Source organism: Enterococcus larvae (genome assembly GCF_017830045.1).
GTDB lineage: Bacteria > Bacillota > Bacilli > Lactobacillales > Enterococcaceae > Enterococcus_L > Enterococcus_L larvae.
In genome coordinates this window covers 70,310-95,387 of record NZ_JAEDXU010000008.1, presented here as the reverse complement: position 1 = coordinate 95,387, position 25,078 = coordinate 70,310, and the positions used below count along the sequence as shown (strand labels likewise).

The window sequence follows — 25,078 nt, the reverse complement described above, 5'->3', positions numbered from 1 at the left end:
ATGAAGCCGCTTTGTGCCTGCGAATATCACTCGACGTTGCTCCGATATTTTCAGTTTCTAAATAGCAAAGCTATTAAGGATTGAAGGACTTCGTTGCGATTTTCGAAGCACAGAGATTGTCCCGCCGTTTATTCGGTTTTTAGCACAACAAGAGTTTGGGCGTTACAAGATGTCCCAAACTCGTCGTTTATTCGCATCTAATACAAGAAGAGGCTGGGATCAAACTAATGCCCCAGACTCTTCTTGTTGAAAATATGAAAGGCATTAAGGTAACCGAGCGATGAAGAGAAGTAGAAATTATTTATGGCCATTATTCCTTCTGTACATAGTTACAAGTTTTATTGGGGGTATCACTACATATGCAGAAGAAACAACAACCGAAAGCGGGACCGAAGATCCTTTAGGCGGATTTAACTACCAGGTTGTTTTCCCGGATAATCAACATACAAGAGATGTAGGGTATTTCAATTTGATGATGACACCGGCACAGGAGCAAACAGTAGAAATTCAGCTGATCAATGATTCTCCTCAGGAAATGACTATTGATATTTCATTGAATGGAACGAAAACGAATGGAAATGGAGTCATTGAATACGGACCAACCGACATAGAAGATGATAAATCGCTGAAGTACAAATTTACTGATATAGTGACCGGAGAAAATAAGGTAGTCCTGCCGGCAAATTCAATTGTTCCTTATTACCTGACAATCAAGATGCCTGAAGCGTCCTATGATGGACAGATTGTTGGTGGTGTCCAATTAAAGCAAGAGGTAGATCATACTGACAGTCAAGGCGGAATCATCAATGAGTACGCGTACATGGTCGGAATGGTGCTGCAGGAAAATGAAACAGTATTGGAGCCGGATTTAACCATGAATACGGTATATGCTGGACTGTCGAATTATCGAAATGCTGTTTTTATCAATTTTTCGAATACAGTAGCTGAATTTCTACGAGACATGACAGTAGATGTTCAGATCATGCCTGCCGACTCAGAAGAAGTTCTTTACGATACGAAAAAGGCCGGAATGGATATGGCACCGAATACATTGATCAACTTTCCAGTCACGATGAATGGGGATCGAATGGAGCCGGGAGATTATAAGGCGTATGTCTTAGTAACTGCCGGTGAAAAACGCTGGGAATGGACAGAACCATTTACCATTACCGATGAAGAAGCAGATAAATTTAATGGACAAGATGTATCGCTGCTTCAGGAAAGAACGATCGACTGGAAAATGATTGCGGCGATTGTTGGTGGAGCATTAGTAGTCATTTTAATTATTTTTGTAATTGTGCGTACTGTTCTCAAGAAGAATGGGAAGAAAAAAGGGAAGCGTAAACCTTCTAAAAAGGGGAATAGAAAATAGTTTGAAAATGAGGGACGATCTATGGATTTGAATATGAGTATGCTGGATTTGACCTTCATAGGTCTGCTGTCATTTGGAATTCTTTTGTTCTTATTGGGAATTCTGACTCTTTTCCTTAGCGCTGCTTCTAAACGACATTTAAAAAAGATGAAAGCTAGAAGACCTAAAAACAAGAAAAAGAGGAAGCAATGGCAACGAATCTGTAAGAAGACAGAGCAGACGAAAAAGAAACGAATGAGAAATGGGATTTTACTGATCATTGTATCTATACTACTTGGCGGTAGTGCAGGGTATGCACGGCATTATCAATTGACAAGTTTGAGTTCATCCAATGCAGCTGCTTTAGCGAAAAGCTATTATCTTATTGATGAAATTGAAGGTCAGCTGGATTCGTACAAAAATGGCGCTTCTATTGAAAAGACAACTAAAAATATTCGTGATTTATCACAGCAGCTTGCAGGTGCGGGAACAGAAACAGCTTATGTTGGAATGGCTGTTGATGGTCAGAAGTTAGTGAATCGACATTTCAATTTAGTGAAAAATTTAGGAATCAATCTGAATGCAAAGGCAAGGGAAATCTTGGAAAACCAAGAGGAATTAACAACATATTTGGCGGATATCGACAAAGTGAAAACAAGTCAGCAAAAAGTATTCAAGGAGTATCAAGTGAATGAAAGTGCCCTGCAGCAGAAAAAATGATTCAGCATAAGAAGTGATAGATATGAAAAAGAACGATAAAAGAGATCAATCGAAAAAGAAGCTGAGGCAGAAGCAAAAGACAGCTTCTTCTGAACGCTCTGCCGACCAAAAAAAAGAGAATCAAACTGCAAGGAAGAAAAAAAGGCAGAACCCGTCGGAAAAACAGCGGCAGGCTCGGAAACCAACAACAAAGAAACCATTGAAAAAACAGGCTCAGCAGAAACAATTAAAAGCCAAGAGGAAACCTAATGGGAAGAAAAAGAGTGGCTCCTCAGGGCGTTTGAAGAAAAGAAAACTAAAATTGTTTATGGTGGAAATCAGTCTCACTCTGGCTGTTTTCTTAGGACTGTTTTTTCTGGTTTCTTTCTTTACCTTTAAGGTTGTTCAAACTCAAGGGTATTCTATGACACCGACTCTGAATGATCGGGATCAATTGTTTGTAAACAAACTAGGAAAAATCGAACACTTTGATTTGGTGTGCATAAAAGAGCCTGGAACAAATGAGCTTCTCGTCAGGCGAGTGATCGGCTTGCCGGGAGATCGTTTAGAATATAAAGCGGATCAGCTTTATATCAATGAAACAGAAAAAGTTGAACGGTATCTATCTGCTGGAATGGCACAAAATGGTGACGTTCAATTTACAGAAGATTTTACCTTGTTTGAACTGACAAAAGAAAAACAAGTTCCTGAAAAGAGTTACTTTGTACTGGGGGATAATCGTCCTTATGCAACAGATAGTCGCCATTTCGGCTTTGTATCGGAAAAGGAGATTGTCGGTGTAGTAAAGTTCCGGATTTTCCCTTTCCATACAATGACAGTTTTTTAATATTAGATAAGGATCTGCTGAATGATGAAAAGAAAGAAATTAATTGAATTGCGTTTAAAGAAACAGTCTCCGGCAAAGCAGAAAGAGTTACTTATTTCTGCTTTCTTCTTTATTTGTATCGTCGGCTTACTGCTTTTGTTTTTTTTGAAGGTACGTACACATCGGATTGACGGTAACTCAATGAATCCCACCTTGCATAATAGCGATCGTGTCGTCGTGTGGAAAACAGATGAGCTGAAGAGATATGATTTGATTACATTTACGCCGGATGATACACCAGACGAATCCTACATCAAGCGAGTGATCGGCTTGCCGGGGGATCGAATCTGGGTTGAGGGAAATGCCCTATTCATCAATTATCAGATGGAAGATAGTGAACCAGAGCGTGATCTTCCTGCTAAAGAATTACCGGATGGAACGGTGAAGGTAACAATTACAGAAAAAGTCTGGAATGAGCTGGAGCATTTAGAGGTGATCCCTGCAGACTGCTATTTCGTGCTGGGAGACAATCGAACTCATTCAACAGATAGTCGCCATTTAGGGTTCATTCGATCAGAGCAGGTCGAAGGGACAGCAGTTTTTTGTTACTATCCATTTTCGAGTATAGGGACTATAAATTAATGGAAATGAATGTGAGGAATATATGAAAAACAAGATAGGGAGCTATATTAAGAATAACTACATAGCATTGCTAGCCAGCTTTATATTACCAATCACTATTTTGGTTATTGTCTACGCTATGAACGGGATCTATTTTGGCAGTGAGCAGACATTGCTTGCAAGCGACAGTTTTTCCCAGTATTCCAATTTTCATGCGAGCTTTAACAATGTTTTGCATGGAGAACAAAATATTTTTTATACATGGTACGGATCGCTTGGACTAAATTACTGGTCATTTTCTGCCTATTATCTAAACAGCTTGTTTACGCCGCTGGTTTTCTTCTTTGATAACAGCGCGATGCCGGATGCGCTGTATGTTATTACACTGGTGAAATTTGGGGCAATTGGTTTGTCATTTTGCGTTTTCGCCACACAAACATTTAAGAAGATGTCTTGGTGGCAATATATTTCCTTCAGTGTTGCGTATGCATTGATGGGGTATACCGTTGCTTATTCGCCGGTTATCATGTGGCTGGATGCGTTTGTATATCTGCCATGGATCATTTTAGGCATCAATCGCTTACTGAAAGGAAAGAGTCCGCAGGTATTATTTTGGAGTTATCTGCTGCTGTTCTTGTCTAATTTCTATATGGCATTTATTGTAGGTCTGTTCTCTTTCTTGTTTTATCTTGTACAGTTGTTTATTGACTGGAAGCAACATAAGAAAAGTATTCGTTCCTATCTGATTGCCGCGCTTTCTGCTGGTGGTGCATCCATGCTAACGATTTTACCGACAATCATGGATTTGAAAAACAACGGGGAATCATTGGAAACAGTCATGGATTTCTTTACGAAGGATACCGGTATTTGGGATTTTATTGTAAAAAATATGGTGGGAACGTATGACACTAGTAAGTATGAGTCAGCTCCATTTGTCTATATCGGATTGATACCGCTGATTTTTTGCTGTTTTTATTTTGTATCGAAAAAATTTTCACTGCGAAGCAAGATTGGTTATGGATTTCTTCTATTATTAGTTGTTGCCAGCGTTTATATTGAGCCGTTGAATTTGTTGTGGCATGGTCTCCACGCACCAAATATGTTTCTGTTCCGATTCAGTTTTCTTGCTTCATTCATAGTGATTCTGCTGGGGTGCTACGGCTTTGAAGCTTATGAAACAGAAGATCGAAATAAATTATTCAATATTTGCCTTTCGTTAGGAGGGCTGTTCATTGCTGCCATTCTTTTTTCGAATCCGAAAAGGTACAACTACATTACCAATGAAACGCTGTATGTAACGATTGGCTTATTGGTCACCTACTTGATTTTTCTTTCAGTCTATAAAACGAAGGGACGTCTGGAAAAGATTGCGCCCATTTTATTATTGACTCTGATGCTTGTAGAAGTGTTCTTTAATACGAAAGGGATGGTTGCGGGGATCAGATCAGACTGGGGCTATCCCAAACGGGAATATTATACAGAGCCGTATTTAGATATCGAGCAGCTGGTAGATGGGACGAAGGCGGAAAATGATTCGTTGTATCGCTTGGAGAACCTAGATGAGGTCTCCTTCAATGATAGTTTTAATTATGGTTATAGTGGTGTGACGATGTTTTCTTCTATTAGAAATCGTCATTCTTCGGCCTATTTGAATGGTCTTGGCTATCGTTCGCTTGGAACCAATTTGAATATCAGTTATGCCAACAACACACTCTTGATGGATGCTTTGCTGGGAATCAAGTACAACATCTCAAAAGAAGAGCCGATGAAGTTCGGATTCCAAAAAATCGGAGAGAGCGGTGCGTATAGTTTATATGAAAACCAATACGCCTTGCCGTTGGGGATGCTGACAGATAAAGAAATATTTGGAACAGATGCTGTAAAGAATCAAGTTGATTTATTCACTCATTTATCCGGTGTAAAGGACATTGGGATAAAGATTATTGAGCCTAGACAAGTGGCGTTAGAAAATACAACAGTCACTTCCTCGGGGAAGGAACAGGTTTACACGGAAATCAGTCCGACTCGCCCTCAAACAATCACTTGGTCAGTCTACGTGCCGGCAAAGCAGCAAGCCTATATTAGCTTGTATCCTACAGATATGAGCTATATGTTTGAAAGTAGTGTTGAGACAACAGTAAATGGTGTGACTAGAGAATCAAAGATATCGTCAACAGGTCAGTACTATAATCTGGGTTATTACGAGGAAGGAACCACTGTGCAGGTAACGGCATCCTTTACTGGTGCGGGTATGGTCAAAATTTATAAACCGGATATTTTATTGATTGATACAGTTGATTTTGAAAAGGCAGTCGAAGCGATTCAGGAAAAGGGTGTGTCTTTTCAAACAACAGGGCGAACAGCATCCGCAACGGTTGATTTAGAGGAAGATCAGGTGATTTTTACAACTATTCCCTATGATGCTGGTTGGAGTGCCTACATTGATGGGAAAAAGGTAACGATGCCGACATTTAAAAAGGCTTTTCTAACTCTTGAAGTACCGGCCGGTAAACATGAGATTCAGTTTGTATTTCTACCTCAAGGCTTTAAAATCGGTGCAGTGCTTTTTGCAAGTTGTCTCGTTGTGTTTCAGGGATTTGCCTGGTATGAGAGAAGAAAGAAGAAAAGCGAGGGTCTTGTAAATGAATAAAAAAAGGTTATATATGATGATGCTGTTCCTTTTTGTTTTGAGCGGTTGTTCGGCAAAGCTGGCAGAGGAAAAAGCAGTATTTGATGGGTCAGGGTATCACTATGAATTCCAGCTGCCGGATTCTTGGAAGCAGCAAGAGGCATCCGTATACAAAAATAATTTTGGTGAGGCAGCTGTTTTTGGTGCTGAGGATGAAAAAAGTGATTCGTTTATGTACGTTTTGACTTTTCCTAAAGAAGAGATCGAGCTTGAAGGCTTTGGGGAAAAAACAAGGGAAGAATTGCAGAAGGTTCATGGCTATAAAAATATAGAGGATATTTTCATGAAGGAATATGAAGTGAACGGCTATCCTGCATTTAAATATACTGTAAATACAAATTTCAAGGATGAAAGTATCTGGGCGCATTTTTATTATCTTGTGACCGAGCACAGTGTTGTCCAAATCAATTTCTATTCAGCCGATGATCGAAATTATGAGAAGCGCGTGGAGATTTTGAATGAGTCAGCAGATAGTTTAAGGGAAGTCGGGGAGGCAGAAACAACAGCAACAGCTGATTCTTCTGCTGAGACAGCAGGCAGCAGCTTGTATACTGAAAATGATGCTCTTCGATTTGATGTGACCGGCTATCGAAAAATCACTGTGGATGATCAAGAATATCTAGCCGTACGATTCAAAATCATGAATAAGACGGATACTGTAGTAACTCCGGCACTTTGGTATGAGAAAGCAATCCTTACTCAGGGAGAAACGAAGCTGGTTCAAGCCGATTTTCCAGAGGGAGCAGAGGCTGGCAACCTGAAAGAGCTAGCTGTGACAAACGATGAAGAGGTTTTGAAGGGACAAGAGCAGGAGGGTCTTGCTTTTTATAAAGTATCTTCGGATAAAAATGAGCGGATAGTGAAGGTTCAATTTAACGAAGATGAATTTGAACGTGATGAGGAGATCCACTTGGATTTAAGTACGTTTGATGACTAAAGGGTTTAATGACAGAGAGCAGAAGAGGAGAGCTTGATGATTTTTTGCCGCAAGAAAAACAATTTAAAAATAATGCTGATTATCTTATTTTTAAGCATGTTGCTGACAGCTTGTAATGAATCAGCTGCAAAGAAACTAACAACAGAAGACCAAAAAATAAGTTGGTCAAAATCAAGGGATTCAGGTTTTTATAATTATAGCTTTACTGATTTAAACAAAGAGGAAGCCGATGATTTATTGGTGGAAAAATTGCACCTGTCCTATACAGAAACATTGAAAAAGGCTTCAGAGGTTTTACTGGAACAGTTGGCAACGCCGAACGAGCAGTGGGTTGAGGACACTCAGTATGCTGTGATGTCAGAGAAAAATGAAGCGAGCTATGAAGAATTTTGGACGTTTAAAACAAATGAGGGGTATTATCCGATGTATGTTAAAACCCAAACTCTTTATACCTATGATGAGGAAGAGGAGCAGGCTTATGTTTCGAGAGAGTCTATTGAAATAACGAATGCGACTACTACGGGAAAATTCAACGGAAAAGATTTGAAAAAGCTGATTTCCCAATTAAGCGGTGTATACAACATTGCTGAACAGGATTTCTCTGTAAAGCTATCCGAAGTACTGCAGCAATCAGACACGCTAACTGTTTTGTACGACACCCTTGAAGCGTCTGAGACGGAAAAGGCCATCGGGAAAAAATTATACGTAAAAAGAGATGAAGCCGGAGTTGTTTCCCAAGTGATTCTGATTATGGAGAACTACAGTCTGAAGTGACCTGTCAGAAAAATTCAGGAATGCATTCAAAAAAACTTGATAGTGGGCAATCATCTTTATGAAACACGATTCAACTAGATGATCGCTCTGATCAATAAAAAAGCAATTGGTCGCTTTCCTCACTAAGGAAGGCGGCTGATTGCTTTTTATTAATTGGAAGCAGCATTCAGCTTGACCCGTAATAGTCATAAAGAGTGTTTAGACGATTGGCATAATCCATATATCCTAAAGTATCCGCAAAAATATCAATAATTTTCTCGCACTGTTCCTTTCCCTTGTGCTCACCCTTTTGTATCAGAAACAGCCCTTGAACAAATCGGGCAAACAAGTCGTAATGAAGGTAGTAAAACTCTCTGTCACTGGAAATTTGTGTCAGGTAACCATCCAGCAATGCTTTTGCTCTTTTCAAGTCATTTACCCTTATCAGCTGCAGAATGATATGAAGCACACCATCGCAACGCCACTGATTGATAGTGACTGAAGTAGATTTTCGTTTCAACAACTGCTTTCCATAAATAAAGGCTTCTTCTGATTCAAAAAGCTGACCGGAATAAGTCAGCAGAAACAATTCGAATTTTCCCCATTGCTCAGTTTCACGTAGGTAACCTCTGATTTCACTAAGATCGACGGTATAAAGCTGAAAGAAAATGTAGTTGTAGTATTTTTTCCCTATATCAGCGATGTATTTATATTTTTTATCTGCTGTTTCAGCGAATTCTTCCTCTTGCTTTTCAATAAATGTCTTCATCAAAAATGAGTTGCCTGCATTAAAGGCTGCGTCCAGTTCCTGTTCGATCTTCAACAACCAACTGTCCATATTATCCGTTATATGGGCTATGAATTCTTCCGTTGTCACATTCATTCTAGAGAGCAGCTGCAGCAGGTTCGTAAAACGAATATCGCTGTTTCCGCTTTCATATTTTCCAAGAAACTGTGTCGTAACGATATCCTCTGCTGTTTCTTTGACAGAGAGATTCTTTTCTTCTCTAATTTTTTTGAAGAATTTTCCTGTAGATTCCAAATGACTCCCCCTTTCATTTTGAAACTATAGTTTCATTCTCTTCTATTTTATCAAAAATATATTGCTGAAAAAGTTTTTTTGAATAAATTTTTTCTGATTTTTATTTTTCGACCGATCAGCTGTTATGATTATAGTCAAATAGAGGAGTGATGACGATGAAAAATTTAACGATTAGTGAACAGTTTTTCTTATTGATGATGACGAAAAAGGGGACGATCGGTGCATTAAATGACTATGGAAAAGTTAGTCTAGTCATGGCAGGTCTGTTGGATCTGCAGAATGCAGGGATACTCAAAATCCAAGAAAGCCAAGTCGTTCTTTTAGAGACAGAAATACCGGAAAACTACCAAAGTCTGGCACCATTGGCTGCAAAAATATACGAGATGAAAAAACGAACGCTTGAAAAAATTGCTGATGCGTATGGGGGCACCTTCCTTGATAGAGAGCTGAATTTGCTGATACAAAATATTCGGCAGAGGCTGGAGGAGAAAGGCGTCATTCAAAAGAAACAGGAAAGCGGGCTTCTAGGTGAAAAAGTCAGCTGGTTTGCTGATGAAGCCAAAATAGGAGAGATTATTGATTCGTTGAAGGGGGCTTTTGATAATGTCGATGAACACCTAGATCAGTTGACGTTAGTGTTATTGCTGCAAAAATCCAATGCCTTGGCACAATACTTATCTAAGCACGACCAGAAAGTGATGAAAGAAGATTTGAAGGAATTGAAGCACAGCCCGTTAGCAAAAGATGTCCAGAAAATGATGAATGTCATTGACCAGATGTATGTAATGCTGGCGGTTGTTGCGATTGTATAATAAAGGAATAATAGAAATCGGATGGCTCAGCTGGCCATCCGATTTTTCATTCGATAAATAGGTATAGATTTTTTAGCGAATCGCCTTTTTAACGGTATGAAGGTCAGCTTTTGCAAGGTGGGTTGATCCCTTTGTGCTCTTGGCTTTCCTTTTAATTTCGCCGCTTTTAGAGACTTTGACTCTTTTCTTTAAGCCGCTGTGTGTCTTCATTTTTGGCATAATTAAGCTCCTTTAGTTGTCATTGAATTAGTATCGAATGGGGTAAGGAGGAACTACGCGGACAGTCTTCATATAAGGTACCTCCTTAATAGATAGGATAATAAAAAAGACTATTTTCTTATAAAGAATCTTCTGTCTTGAATCATCTTTATTATAGAAAAAAGTCTTTTTATAAACTTCTGAATTCTTGCCTTATTTAATAGGGATACAAACATCTATTGCGACATGGTCATTTTCAAAATCGGCTCTTCGGTAAATCGTTAATCCATATTTTTTGGTCATTTGATAGGGACTTTTAGGCAGCCAAATACTGAATAATCCTTGGATTTCTCTAAAAATATCTTGAACACTTCCGCTAAAGGGGTAAACAGCATATTTTCCGCCGGTTATTACGTCAAAATTTTCCTCAAAAGACTCAGCTTCGACAGTGGGTATACATAAGTCGCAAACATTATTATGAAGTGTGGTGGAGGAAGGGTCACTATAGAATCTCTCTATTAAAAGGTCTCCTTCATTCAGACAGCTCTTGTTTTTATCAATAAATTGCTGCCATTTTTCTTTTAAATCGACATAGTTTCCCAGCGTCCGCTCGTATACTATATAGAAGCTGTCAAGCTCCTTGATTTGAACCTTACTGTCAAACGCTTCATAGGAGTCAAAGCATTCAATGATTTCCGGATAAAAGGGGTTCACTGTACTTAAGCGACCAGCTAGTTTTCTATAGTCCGATGGTGAAGAATGGTAATGTTGTTTGAAGACAGAGCTAAAATTTGTAGAGCTGTAACCATAATTTAAGCCAATCTCTGAAAGCAGTTGATTATTGTTGATTTTGAGTTCTATGGCACTTTGCTCCATTTTGAACCGCTTAATAAAAGCATAAACACTCTCTCCGGTTATCTCTTTGAAAATTCTGCAAAAGTAATATTTTGAAATATGGAGCTGATTTGATAAGTCGTCGATTGTAATGTTTTTTTCAAAATTAAGCAAAATATAATCGATACTTCTGTTTACTATCTCTTGCTTGTTCAAATCAATCATCCTTTCAAAGAGCCTCTGTTCGTTAGTAAAGAAGCTATGTTTTGTGTATTCCTATAAACAGTTGAATCATTGAAGTATTTTATAATAGTTCGCTTGATTTTTTCGTTTCGTGAAGCCGATATGTTCATAGAAGCGATGAGCAGCGGTTCGGTTTTCCCCGGAGCTTAAACGGATACCTTCAGCTTCAACATCAAGGGTCCACTTTTCCATCGCCGTCATCAGCGCTTTGCCACAGCCTTTGCCATGGAAGTCATTGTCGACCGAGAGAGCTAAAATGTTAATCATTCTTGGTGCGTAAAGTGTTTGGTAAATCGCACCATGAATATAGCCGCATACCTGATTATCAATGCTGCATACAATCAATTTGTTGTCAGTTTGTTCAAGCAAGTCCGACAGCTGTTCTTTTGTCTGGGCTAGTGGATAATCATAGCCTAATGATGTTTGATTAATAAAATGCAATGCTTCGGCATCTGATAACTGTGCTTCTCTTAATTCCATTATTGTTTCCTCCCTGTATAATGATTTTTGTCAGTCAAAGCTGTTTTTTCATTTTTTGTATAAGAAGGTCTTATCCCTTCTCAGCAATTTTTTGTGCCTTAGCAGTATTGGCAAAGTGCAGCTTTGCGTAATTGGCAAGCAGCTCCATACCGCCTTGGTCTAGAATACGAGCAGCAACCTGATCTGATTTTGCTCCGGCACCGGATGGGACTGTATAGCCCAACTCCTTGCTTTCTTTATCCAGCTCTTCAAGGAAGGCCGCACGACAAATGATTGAAGCTGCAGCAACAGCAATGTGATATTGCTCTCCTTTGGTAATGAAGTATAGTTTTTCCGTTACTTGATTCTTCTCATCGCGGACATACTTTCGATAGTTTCCTTCCGGAGTGAATTGATCGATCAGTATCCCTTCGGGTTTGATTGGTGCAAGATCACGAAGCAGCAGATAGATTGCTTGATTGTGCAGGGCAACCTTCATATGAACAGCATTGTATTTTGGTTGTATTTCGTTATATTTTTTAGGCTCCATAATTAAGAGACGATAAGGAATCAGCTCTTTGATAACCTTTGAAAGCTTGACGATCTGCGTGTCAGTCAATTCCTTAGAGTCACGCACACCTAAGGCTTGAAGCTTTGGAATCATCTCTTTTTCAACATAAGCAGCACAGACAGTGACTGGACCAAAATAGCTGCCATTGCCCACCTCATCACTGCCAATTGCTGAGCGTTGGGCAAAGCCGGCAGGCAAGCTGCCGCTGCTTTTTCCACTTGCTTTTCCGTTTGACTTTCCAGAAGGGGCAGTAGAAACAGCTCCCCATTTTGCCGCTTCTGTTTCAGCCCCGTTACCTTGAAACATGACTTTTCCTGACGTGTAAGCAGTAATGGTAACGGCTCCCACCTTTGCAGCAAACTCAGTATAGGGAACAGTTTTATTCAGCAGATTTCTTTGATAGGTCTGCTTCATTTTATTTAAGGTATCTTTAGATACTTTGATTACTTGATTTGACATCCGTTTTCCTCGCTTTCATTTCCTCTATGGTAAAAGAAAATTGAAGAAAATGAAAGAGGCAACTTAAAAATGCTCTTGGTTTTTGCAGAGTAAACAAGTAAGATTACTATTATATAGTCCGTTGAATAAATGAAGCATTCCTACGCATTGATTTAAGGATGAGCATCATAAGATAAATGGCTTAATGGGAAATAATAAAGTAGGGAAGTGAAAGGTTGGGATGGGAATGAATCCGGAACAAATTGAAAAAAATGAACTGTATTATTACGGTTTGGTAAATGAAGAGCAGAGAAGTGAACAGGTGAATAGATATAGCAATACCTTAGTTCCGCAAATGTATGATCATAATTTTTTCTATATAAAAGAACCGCAGCTAGTTTCTGAGTGGTCGACCGCTATGAAAGAAATAGCAGCTGAACAAAAGTTTCTCAAGCTGTTCGGATCGATCGTATCCGAACAACAGCAGGCAAAGTGGAAAGTACCGATGATGGAAGGCTATGATTATTCTGAGGAACAGCTGGTTTATATGTCTTTGGTAGATCCGGAAGCATTAAATAAGTCTCAGACTGAAATTACTTATCGAAAAGCAGCGACCGAGCAGGATGTTCAGCTGTACCGTGACTTTGCCTTTGCTGATGCGGAAAATATTTCCCTCAGCTTTGCGAAAGAAAAAGATGAGCTGATTCGTTGGCTGTACCAGTCAGCCTTTGTTGATTTCTATATTGCTGTTGTAAATGACAAGGTGGTGGGAAGTGTCGATATCTATAAGCTGCAAAACTATTATAAGGTAGAAAATGTGTATGTGGATGAAGCGTATCGTAAGCAAGGGATTGCGGGAACATTGATCAAGACGGCTGTTCAAGAACGAGCGGATAAACGCTTGGGTGCAGGTCTGACCACAGACGTTGGTGGCATGGCGTTGTCCCTTTATAAAAAGCTGGGGTTTGCAGAAACGGCATTTTCAGTCAACCACCTGTTTACGAAACCAGTAGAATCAGTGAGCAATTAATAACAACGGAAATTAGAGTTAATAAGTGACAGTCTTGCGTAAATACAGCAGTAAGAAAACATGAGGGATTTGTTTATTTGAAATTTCTTCCTATTTATGTTAGACTGTATACAAGTAATGATACTGATTGTGAGTGAGCGGGTTTCTGCTCACTCTTTTTAATGGCATTTATCAGGAGCCTTGAGTTGCCAATGGTACGTTACATCTAATCTCGAAGGAGGCGAAAATTTTGAGTAGTGTCGTGGAAACTGTTACTGAGTTAGTCACACCGATCTTGAAAGAGCAGAATTTTGAACTTGTAGATATAGAGTTTGTCAAGGAAGGGAAGAACTGGTTTTTACGTGTGTTTATTGATAAAACAGGCGGCATTGATATTGAAGAATGTGCATTTGTCAGTGAACAATTAAGTGAACGACTGGATGCCATAGAACCGGATCCGATTCCGCAGGCTTATTTTCTCGAAGTCTCTTCTCCGGGAGCAGAACGTCCATTGAAGAAGGAATCCGACTATGAGAATGCTGTAGGAGAATATATTCACCTTTCTTTCTATCAGGCTGTAGATGGTGAAAAGCAGATCGAAGGAACGTTGGAAGGCTTTGACAAAGAGACAGTTACTTTAACTGTAAGAATCAAAACAAGAACAAAAGAAATGGTCATAGATCGTAAAAATATTGCAAAGGCTCGTTTAGCAATAAAGTTTTAAGGCAGTAGCTTCTAACGGTTTGTCTTTCAGATAAGGAGAGACAAGATTCGTTCAGCTTTGACTAAAAAATCGGGAGGAAAGAATAACTAATGAGCAAAGAGATGTTAAATGCTTTAGATGCATTAGAAGCTGAAAAAGGAATAAAAAAAGAAACGGTGATTGAAGCGCTGGAAGCAGCCTTGATTTCCGCATATAAAAGACATTATGGTCAAGCACAAAATGTTGAAGTGGAGTTCGATGAGAAAAAAGGAAACATCCACGTTTATGCTGTAAAAGAAGTGACTGACGAAGTAATGGATTCGCAGCTGGAAGTATCTTTAAAAGATGCAATGGCTATCAACAAAGCATATGAGCTAGGGGACAAAATCCGCTTTGAAGTAACACCGAAGGATTTCGGTCGTATTGCAGCGCAGACTGCAAAACAAGTTATTTTACAACGTGTTCGTGAAGCAGAAAGAACTGTTATCTACAATGAATTCAGTGCTTATGAAAATGACATTATGCAGGGGATCGTTGAAAGACAAGACCGTCGCTATATTTATGTCAACCTTGGTAAGATCGAAGCAGTGTTGTCAAAGCAAGATCAGATGCCGAATGAATTTTATCAGCCGCATGATCGAATCAAAGTTTATGTATCTCGTGTAGAAAATACATCAAAGGGACCACAGGTTTTTGTAAGCCGCAGCCATCCTGATCTGTTGCGTCGTTTGTTTGAACAGGAAATTCCGGAAGTATACGATGGAATCGTAGAAATCGTAAGTATCGCCAGAGAAGCAGGCGATCGCTCTAAGGTAGCTGTTCGTTCAAATGATTCGAACGTTGATCCAGTGGGAACATGTGTAGGTCCTAAAGGGCAGCGTGTTCAGGCAATCGTTAATGAATTAAAAGGCGAAAACATGGATATCGTTGAGTGGAATGATGATCCAGCCGTGTTCATCAGTAATGCATTGAATCCTGCACAGGTTGTTGATGTGATCTTTGATGCTCAAAATCCAAAGGCCTGTACCGTTGTTGTTCCTGATTTCCAATTGTCATTGGCAATCGGTAAACGCGGACAAAATGCACGTCTGGCAGCGAAGCTGACAAACTTCAAAATCGATATCAAACCAGAATCAGAGATGGAAGATTTCTATGCACAGCAAGCTGAAGCAGCCGATGGAGAAGAGCTTCTTGACGGCTATGAAGAAGAGTTCGTAGAAACAGATGCAGTAGATGGTGACTACGAAGAAACCGTTCTTGAAGATGCTGATTATGAGGAAGCTGAGTTTGATGCTGAGCAGCCTGAAGAGAGTGAACAAACAGAAGAATAACGTTTTGGAGGGGATCGGAAATGAAAAAAAGAAAAATTCCAATGCGCAAATCTGTTGTTTCAGGAGAAATGAAGCCTAAAAAAGAACTGGTTCGTATTACCCGCTCGAAAGAAGGAGAAGTTTCTCTGGACCCATCAGGAAAAATGCCGGGACGAGGAGCCTATATTGCCCTTGAACCGGAGGAAGTGAAAAAAGCGCAGACAAGTAAAGTACTCGATCGAGTATTGGAAACGACGCTGACTGATGAATTTTATCAAGAGCTGCTGGAATATGTTGAACACCAGAAAGCACGTAAAGAGTTGTTTGGAAATGAATAAAGAAAAAACATTAAGCCTACTTGGTCTGGCAATGAGAGCTGGGAAATTGATCACAGGGGAAGAACTGACCGTGAAAGATATCCAAAGCAATAAATCAGCTTTTGTATTCGTTGCAGCAGACGCAAGTGAAAATACACGGAAAAAAATCAAAGATAAATGTTCCTACTATAAAGTTTCCTGTAACAGTGAACTGCTCCAATCGGAGATCAGTCATGCAATTGGCAGAACCCGTATGGTCGTTGGTGTCAACGATCGAGGCTTCGCCGGGAAATTCGAGGAATTAATGAAAGGCTAGGAAGGTGATTGCATGGGAAAAAAGAGAATATATGAATTAGCCAAAGAAATGAATCAATCAAGTAAAGAGGTCGTGACCAGAGCGCATGAACTGGGCATTGACGTGAAGAATCATATGGGAGCGATCAGTTCAGATGATGAAACAAAAATCCGTTCGGCGTTTACCAAAAAGAGCAGTCAGACACCTCAACAGAAACCAGCAAATCAGCAGCCAACTAAACAGCAAGGACAAAAAGCAGACCATATGAGAGATAATAATAACAATCGCCCGCAACAAGGGCAACAAAGCAGACCGAGTCAACAAGGACAAGGAAATAATCGTCCACAGCAAGGTCAACAAAACAGACCAAGTCAACAGGGACAGGGAAATAATCGTCCACAGCAAGGTCAACAAAACAGACCAAGTCAACAGGGACAAGGGAATAACCGTCCGCAGCAAGGTCAGCAAAACAGACCGAACCAACAAGGGCAAAGCAATAATCGTCCACAGCAAGGTCAGCAAAACAGACCGAACCAACAAGGACAAGGGAATAACCGTCCACAGCAAGGTCAGCAAAACAGACCGACTCAACAAGGACAAGGAAATAACCGTCCTCAACAGGGTCAGCAAAACAGACCAAGCCAACAAGGACAAGGAAATAATCGTCCACAGCAAGGTCAGCAAAATAGACCAAATCAGCAAAACCAAAGCAACAATCGTCCGCAACAAGGGCAGCAAATTCAACAGGGACAGCAAGGCGGACAAAATCGCCAAGGTACTACGGCTGGAACTGGTCAAAACAATCAAAATCGTAACAATAATCAAAATAGAAATAACAGCTTTGGCGGCGGAGGCAACCAAAACCGCAATAATCGCGGCAATTACAATAACCAAAACCGCAACAGATTCAACAAAAAAGGGAAAAAGGGCAAGTATCAAGAATCTACGAAGCCTCCAGTACCAGCTAGAAAGTTCAAGGAGCTGCCTGAAGTATTAGAATATACGGAAGGTATGAACGTAGCAGATATCGCTAAAAAAATCTACCGTGAGCCAGCAGAAATCATCAAGAAACTCTTTATGATGGGTGTTATGGTAAACCAAAACCAATCACTAGATAAAGAAACCATTGAGCTTCTAGCTGTTGATTACGGTATTGAACCGAAAGAAAAAGTTCAGATTGATATTGCTGATATTGACAAATTCTTTGAAGAAGAAGCAATTTCAGAGGAGAATCTAGTGACTCGTCCACCAGTTGTAACAATCATGGGACACGTTGACCATGGTAAAACAACTTTGTTGGATACCTTGCGTCATTCTCGTGTAACTTCCGGCGAAGCGGGCGGAATCACTCAGCATATTGGTGCGTATCAGATCGAGATCGAAGGAAAACCAATTACTTTCTTGGATACACCAGGTCACTCGGCGTTTACAAGTATGCGTGCTCGTGGAGCAAGTATCACTGATATCACTATTTTGGTTGTCGCAGCAGACGATGGTGTGATGCCTCAGACTGTTGAAGCGATCAACCATGCGAAAGCAGCGAAGGTACCAATCATCGTAGCAGTCAATAAAATTGATAAACCAGGCGCAAATCCGGATAATGTGAAACAGGCATTATCTGAACATGAATTGATTCCAGAAGAATGGGGCGGGGATACGATTTTTGTCAATATCTCAGCGAAGTTCAATCAGAATATCGATGAATTGCTTGAAAATATCTTATTGATAGCTGAAGTTGAAGACTTGAAGGCTGATCCTACTCAAAAAGCTATCGGTACTGTTATCGAAGCTCGTTTGGATAAAGGGAAAGGAACTGTTGCAACACTATTGGTTCAACAGGGAACACTGAAAGTCGGCGATCCAATCGTTGTAGGGAACACCTACGGACGGGTTCGTGTTATGACCAATGATATTGGCCGCAGAGACAAAGAGGCAGGACCGGCAACTCCAGTTGAGATCACTGGATTGAATGGTGTACCTCAGGCCGGCGATCGTTTTGCTGTATTGGAAGATGAAAAGACAGCACGACAAGCTGGAGAAGAAAGAGCGAAACGGGCATTGCTGGAGCAACGTTCAGCAAACAACCGTGTGACTCTGGACAACTTGTTTGAAAGCTTGAAAGAAGGCGAACTGAAAGAAGTTAATGTCATCATCAAGGCGGACGTACAAGGGTCGGCAGAAGCATTGGCAGCAAGCTTGCAAAAAATCGATGTTGAAGGCGTACGCGTGAAGATCGTCCATTCTGCAGTTGGTGCAATCAATGAGAGTGATGTAACACTTGCAGCAGCAAGTAATGCAATCATCATTGGTTTCAATGTCCGTCCGACACCTCAGGCGAAACAACAGGCTGACCAGGAAGAAGTAGATATTCGTCTGCATAGAATCATCTATAATGCAATCGAAGAAATCGAAACTGCTATGAAAGGGATGCTTGATCCTGAGTTCGAAGAAAAAATCACCGGACAAATGGTTGTTCGTGAGCTATACAAAGTCTCTAAAGTTGGAACGATTGCCGGTTGTTATGTAACAGATGGCTCTATCCGCAGAGACAGCGGTGTGCGTGTCATTCGTGACGGTATCGTTATCTACGAAGGCGTGTTATCCAGCTTGAAGCGTTTCAAGGATGATGCGAAAGAGGTAAAACTAGGATTTGAATGTGGAGCGATGGTCGAAAACTTCAACGACTTGAAGGTTGATGATGTGATCGAAGGCTTCGTAATGGAAGAAATCAAACGAGCTTAATCCCTCTGCTCCATAGTTGAGAGGAGAAAATAGAAATGGCAAATTATCGTGACCGTCGAGTTGGACAGGAAATCTTGCGGGAAATCAACGACATCTTGAGAAAACGTGTCAGAGATCCCAGAGTTCAGGATATTACGATTACAGATGTGCGTGTGACGGGCGATCTGCAGCAGGCAACAATTTACTACAGCCTGCTTTCAGATCTGGCCTCTGATCAGCAAAAGGCACAGGAGGGCTTAGATAAAGCAAAAGGATTGATCCGTAAAGAACTAGGTCAACGCCTGACTTTGTATAAAACACCTGAGCTGATTTTTGAGAAGGATGAATCCGTTGCATATGGAAATCATATCGATGAATTGATTCGTAAACTCAACCAAAACCAAGATTAAATTATAACTGAAAAGTGGGGAAAGGCTTGATTGTAGGGCCTTCCTCGCTTTTTTTGTATAGGCTGTCTCACTGCTTATTTTGATTGATTCTATAAGATAATAAAAGTTTCACAACTATCTGACAGAAAAAACTTGATACAAATAGTTATGTAAATTAAACTGTAGTGGAAAGAAATTATTTTAGTAAAGCAGTTTCTAAGTTAGCTTATTACCCTAATAATAATATAGAGGTGAACTATGAGTGAAAAACGTCCTCGTTTAAACGTGGAAATCGATCATGTAAAAAACTATCCCTTTATTCGAAAAGAACTCGAAAAAGATTTAGAGAAGAATTACCCGGAAAATCCGGAAAAGGTTGAAGAATCACTTGAGTGGTTTGACAAGCTTCATGACCTTGAAGCAGAAATGCAGAAAATCATGGAAGTAGTCGATCAGGAGATGCTGAAAGCTGAACAGAAATCGTTGACTTTACTAGGAAGTAATCCGGAGCGGATTCCCTATTATATTCAGCAGTTATCTAAAAAGTATGAAGAATGGAAGAAGCAGGAGGAACAAAGGTAAGGAATGAGAGAAGCGTATCAAAATAAAAAGATGCCGAAAGTCTAGCTAAGACTCCGGCATCTTTTTTAATGCGTCAATATGATCTGTCTAGATATTTAGAGTTGTTCCAAAAAAGGAACTATGTTGATTTATCTTTTTTATAACTGGCTCAACAACTTAATTGGGTCGGTTTCAATAAATACTGCTATGTATTTACTCTTAGCCTTCTGTTGAAACAGATAGATCTTTTGACATTTTTACACATAGAATATTGTCTTCTAAATAGGTTCCTGACTGTTTGGTATAGCCAAGCTTTTCGTAGAAAGGAACAACACTGATTTCAGCAGATAGTGTGGATGTTGTACAGCCTTCGGCAATTGCTTTATCTTCCAATGCCTTCATCAACTTACGACCCATTCCTCTTCTGCGGTGGTCTTCCTGCACGCAAAGACGGTCTGGTTGAACAATCTCTTCTTCTGCCAATTCATAGCGGAGCGTACCGATGACTTCTCTGCCTTCGTACAAAACAAAATATTTACGATCCGGCGTGTCCAATTTGTCGAACTCATCTTCAATTGAGATATGCTGTTCTTTGACAAACACTTCATATCGAAGGGCAAAAGCTGCCGCCTGATTCCAACGTTCGCTTCCAAAATGTAGTTTCATGATTTTCCTCCATGTTTCTTAGAATAAAATAGTGATTCAGTGGTATACTTATAATACCAGAAATGAGGCAGAAATACGAGGAGGTTCTTTTATAGTGTTCATGGAGCAATTAGACTGGATCAGCTGGAAGAAAATGTCTGATAAAGCTAAAAAGTCTGTGTTTCAGCAGGTTTTGCTTTATTATGTACATCCTATGATAGAAATCAGCGACATCCGCTTGAAAGATTATGAATTATACGGAATCAAATGTCGAACCTTCGAATTAGAATTGGATGGAGAAACATTTGTCTTTGTCCCGGGAAATCAGGAAGCGATCTTAGGATGGGATCTTGGTACAGAAGGACTGCGAAGTCACGAACTATTAGGCTTTGATTTACTGGAAACAGAAGACAAGACCTTCAAAACCTCCTTGCGACAGGAAGAACTCGGTGAAGCCGCTGATTGGATCGAGGCAGAGGAATCCTATGATTTCAGTTCTCTGGAAGGAATCAGCTTATATATCAATGATCATACAAGTGAACTGCGGAGGATGAAAATTCCTGCTATGCTTGTTCAAAAATATGCATTGCCGGCAGGAACTGAGGTTTTAGGGATCATGGATACTGTGACTGGCAGCTTTAGAGGCGAAGTGGAAAACTATCTCCCTTATGAAGAGGAGATCATGGCAGCTTTATTCCCGACTTTATCTGCTATGGAGAGCCTCTTCTGGGAATTTCCTAAATCGATCCATAAGCGGGATAACTACTATTTAGAGTTTGTTCCGACAACGGATGTGTATCTCGTATACTCTGCTCGTGAGCAAACGCATGCACAGCTGAAGAAAAGAGTGGAGCAAAAAGGCTTCAGCTTATTATCTGAGGATCAATGGGAATTTGCAGTAGGAGCAGGTACAAGACGACTTTTCCGCTGGGGGAACGAACTGTTACTTCCTCCAAAGGCATCCGGACGTCAAATTCTTGATAAAATAAACGGACCGAATATGTTTGGCGTTGTTGTTGATAGCCATCAAAGCAGATATGAATTAACGGATAAAGAACAGATCGTTAAGCTGGAAAGGCAGCGTCCTCAGCGCTCATTGATTGAAAATATGCTTCCTTTATCTACTTATTATCAGTCAAGACACACTCTTACGAAGAGTCAGATTCTCAGTCCAGATATCTATTTATATAGAAAAGCTGTGATTGTCACACTCTGATTCAAGGAACTGTTGACTTTTTCGTATATTTTCCTTATACTTTGATAAGAAATCTAAAGGACATCTTTTTGATCCGCTGTATTTACAGAAAGTTTTTCATTGCTGAGAGAAAAACAATACATGGTTGAATCGGCTCCCTTTATGAACAATCAGCAGAAATGCTGACGCAACTCAGCGTTATCGAGCTTAAGAGGTAATGATAAACATCATTGCAATCAAGGTGGTACCGCGAGCGATCGTCCTTGACTGCGATGGTGTTTTTTTATGTTTTTGGACGGTTTCCAGTGGGTTCAGAAAGATAAGATCAGGAGAAAAACGAAAAGGCCGTTATCCCGATCTTATAAATGAGTGAGAAATATGTTCTACTTTGAAATCGCGGTCAAAGGAAAGCAGTTATGACAGTCAAAGAAATTAATTGAAGAAAGCAGGAAGAAAGAAATGAAACAATTATCCAGTAGTCAAGTTCGCCAAATGTATTTGGACTTCTTTAAAAGCAAAGGACATTCTATTGAGCCTAGTGCCTCATTAGTGCCAGTCAATGATCCAACATTATTGTGGATCAATTCAGGTGTTGCGACATTAAAAAAATATTTTGATGGTTCCGTTGTACCGGAAAATCCAAGAATCACGAATGCACAGAAGTCAATTCGTACTAATGATATTGAAAATGTCGGAAAGACGGCTCGTCACCATACAATGTTTGAAATGATGGGGAACTTCTCTATCGGCGACTATTTCAAAAAAGAAGCAATCCATTGGGCTTGGGAGTTTTTAACATCTCCTGAATGGATCGGCTTCGATCCGGAAAAACTTTATGTAACAGTTTATCCAAAAGATACAGAAGCAAAAAGAATCTGGCGTGAAGAAGTCGGCTTAGCTGAAGATCATATTGTCGATGTAGAAGATAATTTCTGGGATATTGGTGCAGGACCCTGTGGACCTGATTCAGAGATTTTCTATGATCGCGGTGAATCTTTCCTTGATATTCCAGAAGATGATCCGGAAAACTTCCCAGGTGGAGAAAATGAACGCTATTTGGAAATTTGGAATTTAGTATTTTCAGAGTTCAACCATCAAGCAGATGGTTCTTACGAGCCGCTTCCACATAAAAATATTGATACAGGGATGGGGCTTGAAAGAATGGTTTCTATCATTCAGGATGCGCCAACTAACTTTGAAACAGACTTGTTTATGCCAATCATCCATGAAGTGGAAAAATTGAGCAAACACGTAAAATACGGAGAAAGCCCTCAAACAGATATTTCCTTCAAGGTAATTGCGGATCATATCCGTGCCTTGTCCTTTGCAATTGGTGATGGTGCTGTTCCATCGAATGAAGGTCGCGGGTATGTCCTTCGTCGCTTATTGCGCCGTGCGGTCATGCATGGGAAGAAGCTGGGGATCGACAAATCATTCTTGTACGAATTGGTTCCAGTTGTTGGGAAAATCATGGTCAGCTATTATCCGGAAGTTCTTCAAAAGAAAGACTTTATTGAAAAAGTTGTTCATAATGAAGAGAAACGTTTCCATGAAACAATCAATGAAGGCCTGGAAATCTTAAATCAGGTTATCGAAAAAGTGAAGGCAGATGGAGAAGAGACCTTGAGCGGGAAAGATATCTTCAAGCTCTATGATACGTACGGCTTCCCTGTCGAGCTGACTGAAGAAGTCGCAGAGGATGAAGGGTTGAAAGTTGACCATGAAGGCTTTGAAAAAGAAATGAATGGTCAACGTGAACGTGCTCGTGCTGCCCGTAGTACAGCGGCTTCAATGGGTGTTCAATCTGCTGTTTTGACAGATATCAAGGTAGAAAGTAAATTTATCGGTTATACTCAACTTGAAGCTGAAAGCAAGCTCTTGATCATTCTTCAGGATGAAGAGATCATTGATTCCATTTCAGAAGGTACAGCACAAGTGATCTTCTCAGAGACACCTTTTTACGCGGAAATGGGTGGTCAGGTTGCTGACCATGGAACGATTGAAGACGGTGAAGGCACAGTTGTTGCGAATGTTGTCAATGTGATGAAGGCACCAAATGGTCAATTTTTACACACGGTTGAACTGACTGGTCTTTTAACAGAAGGCAACAGCTATCAGCTTAAGGTTGATCAAAAGATGCGCAATCGTATCTTGAAAAACCATACAGCAACGCATTTGCTTCATCGTGCACTAAAGGATATTCTAGGTGATCATGCGAATCAGGCTGGTTCACTTGTTGCACCGGGACATTTGCGCTTTGACTTTACTCATTTTGGTCAAGTAACTGCGGAAGAACTGGTTCAAATGGAAGCAATTGTTAATGAAAAAATTTGGGAAGCACTTCCAGTTGAAACAATCGAAACAGATATTGATACAGCGAAAAATATGGGTGCAATGGCTCTATTCGGTGAAAAATATGGAAGAGAAGTGCGTGTGGTCAATATTGACGGCTATTCTATCGAACTTTGTGGGGGAACACACGTTAAAAATACTGAAGACATTGGAATCTTCAAGATTGTCTCTGAATCAGGGATTGGTGCCGGTGTTCGTCGAATCGAAGCAGTTACAAGCAAGGAAGCTTATGAGCTGATGAATGAAGAAGAAAAACAATTGAAGGCAATTGCAGGGATCGTTAAATCACCTCAGTTAAAAGAGGTTGTTTCAAAAACTGAGCAATTGCAGCAACAGCTTCGTCAACTGCAAAGAGAAAATGAACAGTTGGCCGGCAAGCTTGCCAACCAACAAGCAGGTGATGTCTTTAAGGATATCAAAGAAGTAAACGGACATACGTATATTGCTGCAAAGGTCAACGTCAAGGATATGAATCAACTGCGCCAACTGGCTGATCAGTGGAAGCAAAAAGAATTGTCAGATGTATTGGTACTGGCAACTGCTCAGGATGATAAGGTCAGCTTGCTTGCTGCGATGTCACCGAAGGCAAATGATGCTGGTTTGAAGGCCGGTGATTTGATCAAAGCGATTGCGCCGAAAGTCGGCGGAGGCGGAGGCGGCCGTCCCGATATGGCACAGGCAGGCGGTAAGAATCCGGCAGGGATTGCAGATGCTTTGGCAGAAGCTGCTATCTGGTTGAAAAATAAGTAAAATCGTTGATTCAGTCAAAAAAAACGAATACTGAATAATTTAATAGGATAACAGGTAGTTGAGACAGATTTGTTTCAGCTGCCTGTTATTTTTATATGAAAAAAAGTTATAGTTGTTTTCAAGGCGATTACAAATCCATGAATCTCCATGTTTAGCCTGTTAAAAGTAAAGGAGCTCTTTGAAAGGCTTTTTCAAAAAGTTTCTTTTTTTGATGAAAAAAGTATGAAAATGAAATAAATGGACTGCCATTAAACCCGACAAAAAAACAAGTATGTATAGATTCTAAAGCAATATATTTCCAAAAAATATAACTTTTTTGTAAAGTAAGGGAGAGGGAATCATAGGGGAGGAATATTAA

The 25,078-nt window shown here is 40.1% G+C and carries 24 protein-coding genes; 18 read left to right on the top strand and 6 right to left on the bottom strand.

The window, feature by feature from the left end; all coding sequences use genetic code 11:
- The first annotated feature begins 280 nt into the window (after nucleotides 1–280).
- The 7 genes from I6N96_RS14585 to I6N96_RS14555 are packed head-to-tail and all read left to right on the top strand — an operon-like array spanning nucleotide 281 to nucleotide 7,897.
- Complete coding sequence (locus I6N96_RS14585; RefSeq protein ID WP_209558292.1) at nucleotides 281–1,372, top strand: WxLIP family cell surface protein; 1,092 nt, start codon at nucleotides 281–283, stop codon at nucleotides 1,370–1,372.
- Nucleotides 1,373–1,393: 21 nt separating this feature from the next.
- Nucleotides 1,394–2,071 (top strand): hypothetical protein, encoded by a 678-nt coding sequence (locus I6N96_RS14580; RefSeq protein WP_209558291.1) that lies wholly within the window; start codon nucleotides 1,394–1,396, stop codon nucleotides 2,069–2,071.
- 22 nt (nucleotides 2,072–2,093) lie between these two features.
- Nucleotides 2,094–2,897, top strand: coding sequence for a signal peptidase I (gene lepB / locus I6N96_RS14575; protein ID WP_209558290.1), 804 nt, complete (start codon nucleotides 2,094–2,096; stop codon nucleotides 2,895–2,897).
- A 21-nt stretch (nucleotides 2,898–2,918) separates the two neighbouring features.
- The gene (gene lepB / locus I6N96_RS14570) at nucleotides 2,919–3,518 is read left to right on the top strand and encodes a signal peptidase I (protein WP_245186991.1); all 600 of its coding nucleotides are present in this window, start codon (nucleotides 2,919–2,921) and stop codon (nucleotides 3,516–3,518) included.
- Nucleotides 3,519–3,540: 22 nt separating this feature from the next.
- A complete protein-coding gene (locus I6N96_RS14565; protein ID WP_209558289.1) occupies nucleotides 3,541–6,147 on the top strand; it encodes a YfhO family protein in 2,607 nt (868 codons plus the stop codon).
- Nucleotides 6,140–7,123 (top strand): DUF5067 domain-containing protein, encoded by a 984-nt coding sequence (locus I6N96_RS14560; RefSeq protein WP_209558288.1) that lies wholly within the window; start codon nucleotides 6,140–6,142, stop codon nucleotides 7,121–7,123. The genes I6N96_RS14565 and I6N96_RS14560 overlap by 8 nt, the downstream gene beginning before the upstream one ends.
- Before the next feature lie 36 nt (nucleotides 7,124–7,159).
- A complete protein-coding gene (locus I6N96_RS14555; protein WP_209558287.1) occupies nucleotides 7,160–7,897 on the top strand; it encodes a hypothetical protein in 738 nt (245 codons plus the stop codon).
- A gap of 166 nt (nucleotides 7,898–8,063) precedes the next feature.
- Here I6N96_RS14555 and I6N96_RS14550 read toward each other — a convergent pair whose 3' ends face one another.
- Nucleotides 8,064–8,918, bottom strand: a complete 855-nt coding sequence (locus I6N96_RS14550; RefSeq protein ID WP_209558286.1) for an Rgg/GadR/MutR family transcriptional regulator — start codon at nucleotides 8,916–8,918, stop codon at nucleotides 8,064–8,066.
- Between the two features lie 155 nt (nucleotides 8,919–9,073).
- Here I6N96_RS14550 and I6N96_RS14545 point away from each other — a divergent pair, with 155 nt between their 5' ends.
- A complete protein-coding gene (locus I6N96_RS14545) occupies nucleotides 9,074–9,730 on the top strand; it encodes a GPP34 family phosphoprotein (protein ID WP_209558285.1) in 657 nt (218 codons plus the stop codon).
- Between the two features lie 72 nt (nucleotides 9,731–9,802).
- Here I6N96_RS14545 and I6N96_RS14540 read toward each other — a convergent pair whose 3' ends face one another.
- The 4 genes from I6N96_RS14540 to rnhC form a co-directional block, all read right to left on the bottom strand.
- Complete coding sequence (locus I6N96_RS14540; RefSeq protein WP_209558284.1) at nucleotides 9,803–9,949, bottom strand: 50S ribosomal protein L35; 147 nt, start codon at nucleotides 9,947–9,949, stop codon at nucleotides 9,803–9,805.
- Between the two features lie 192 nt (nucleotides 9,950–10,141).
- Nucleotides 10,142–10,987, bottom strand: coding sequence for an AraC family transcriptional regulator (locus I6N96_RS14535; protein ID WP_245186990.1), 846 nt, complete (start codon nucleotides 10,985–10,987; stop codon nucleotides 10,142–10,144).
- Nucleotides 10,988–11,053: 66 nt separating this feature from the next.
- Nucleotides 11,054–11,485, bottom strand: a complete 432-nt coding sequence (locus I6N96_RS14530) for a GNAT family N-acetyltransferase (RefSeq protein WP_209558282.1) — start codon at nucleotides 11,483–11,485, stop codon at nucleotides 11,054–11,056.
- A 70-nt stretch (nucleotides 11,486–11,555) separates the two neighbouring features.
- A complete protein-coding gene (rnhC, locus tag I6N96_RS14525; RefSeq protein WP_209558281.1) occupies nucleotides 11,556–12,494 on the bottom strand; it encodes a ribonuclease HIII in 939 nt (312 codons plus the stop codon).
- Nucleotides 12,495–12,714: 220 nt separating this feature from the next.
- Between rnhC and I6N96_RS14520 the strand changes: the two genes are divergently transcribed.
- The 8 genes from I6N96_RS14520 to I6N96_RS14485 all read left to right on the top strand — a co-directional run bounded on the left by I6N96_RS14520 (nucleotide 12,715) and on the right by I6N96_RS14485 (nucleotide 19,799).
- The gene (locus I6N96_RS14520) at nucleotides 12,715–13,503 is read left to right on the top strand and encodes a GNAT family N-acetyltransferase (protein ID WP_209558280.1); all 789 of its coding nucleotides are present in this window, start codon (nucleotides 12,715–12,717) and stop codon (nucleotides 13,501–13,503) included.
- 229 nt (nucleotides 13,504–13,732) lie between these two features.
- A complete protein-coding gene (gene rimP / locus I6N96_RS14515; RefSeq protein ID WP_209558279.1) occupies nucleotides 13,733–14,206 on the top strand; it encodes a ribosome maturation factor RimP in 474 nt (157 codons plus the stop codon).
- A gap of 89 nt (nucleotides 14,207–14,295) precedes the next feature.
- Entirely contained in the window at nucleotides 14,296–15,516 is a 1,221-nt protein-coding gene (nusA, locus tag I6N96_RS14510; RefSeq protein ID WP_209558278.1) for a transcription termination factor NusA, read from the top strand.
- A gap of 20 nt (nucleotides 15,517–15,536) precedes the next feature.
- Nucleotides 15,537–15,833 (top strand): RNase P modulator RnpM, encoded by a 297-nt coding sequence (gene rnpM, locus I6N96_RS14505; protein ID WP_209558277.1) that lies wholly within the window; start codon nucleotides 15,537–15,539, stop codon nucleotides 15,831–15,833.
- Nucleotides 15,826–16,128 carry a YlxQ-related RNA-binding protein gene (locus tag I6N96_RS14500; protein ID WP_209558276.1) on the top strand — a complete coding sequence of 101 codons (303 nt, stop codon included), beginning with the start codon at nucleotides 15,826–15,828 and terminating at the stop codon, nucleotides 16,126–16,128. Before rnpM ends, I6N96_RS14500 begins: the two co-directional genes overlap by 8 nt.
- A 12-nt stretch (nucleotides 16,129–16,140) precedes the next feature.
- Nucleotides 16,141–18,849 (top strand): translation initiation factor IF-2, encoded by a 2,709-nt coding sequence (gene infB / locus I6N96_RS14495; RefSeq protein ID WP_209558275.1) that lies wholly within the window; start codon nucleotides 16,141–16,143, stop codon nucleotides 18,847–18,849.
- Between the two features lie 35 nt (nucleotides 18,850–18,884).
- Entirely contained in the window at nucleotides 18,885–19,238 is a 354-nt protein-coding gene (gene rbfA / locus I6N96_RS14490) for a 30S ribosome-binding factor RbfA (RefSeq protein WP_209558274.1), read from the top strand.
- A 237-nt stretch (nucleotides 19,239–19,475) separates the two neighbouring features.
- The gene (locus I6N96_RS14485; protein WP_209558273.1) at nucleotides 19,476–19,799 is read left to right on the top strand and encodes a hypothetical protein; all 324 of its coding nucleotides are present in this window, start codon (nucleotides 19,476–19,478) and stop codon (nucleotides 19,797–19,799) included.
- Between the two features lie 198 nt (nucleotides 19,800–19,997).
- On the opposite strand, the gene I6N96_RS14480 is transcribed toward I6N96_RS14485, so the two are convergent.
- Nucleotides 19,998–20,444 (bottom strand): GNAT family N-acetyltransferase, encoded by a 447-nt coding sequence (locus tag I6N96_RS14480; RefSeq protein ID WP_209558272.1) that lies wholly within the window; start codon nucleotides 20,442–20,444, stop codon nucleotides 19,998–20,000.
- 100 nt (nucleotides 20,445–20,544) lie between these two features.
- Here I6N96_RS14480 and I6N96_RS14475 point away from each other — a divergent pair, with 100 nt between their 5' ends.
- Nucleotides 20,545–21,639 (top strand): DUF7278 family profilin-like fold-containing protein, encoded by a 1,095-nt coding sequence (locus tag I6N96_RS14475; protein ID WP_245187000.1) that lies wholly within the window; start codon nucleotides 20,545–20,547, stop codon nucleotides 21,637–21,639.
- A gap of 438 nt (nucleotides 21,640–22,077) precedes the next feature.
- Entirely contained in the window at nucleotides 22,078–24,720 is a 2,643-nt protein-coding gene (alaS, locus tag I6N96_RS14470) for an alanine--tRNA ligase (RefSeq protein ID WP_209558271.1), read from the top strand.
- The last annotated feature ends 358 nt before the right edge of the window (nucleotides 24,721–25,078 follow it).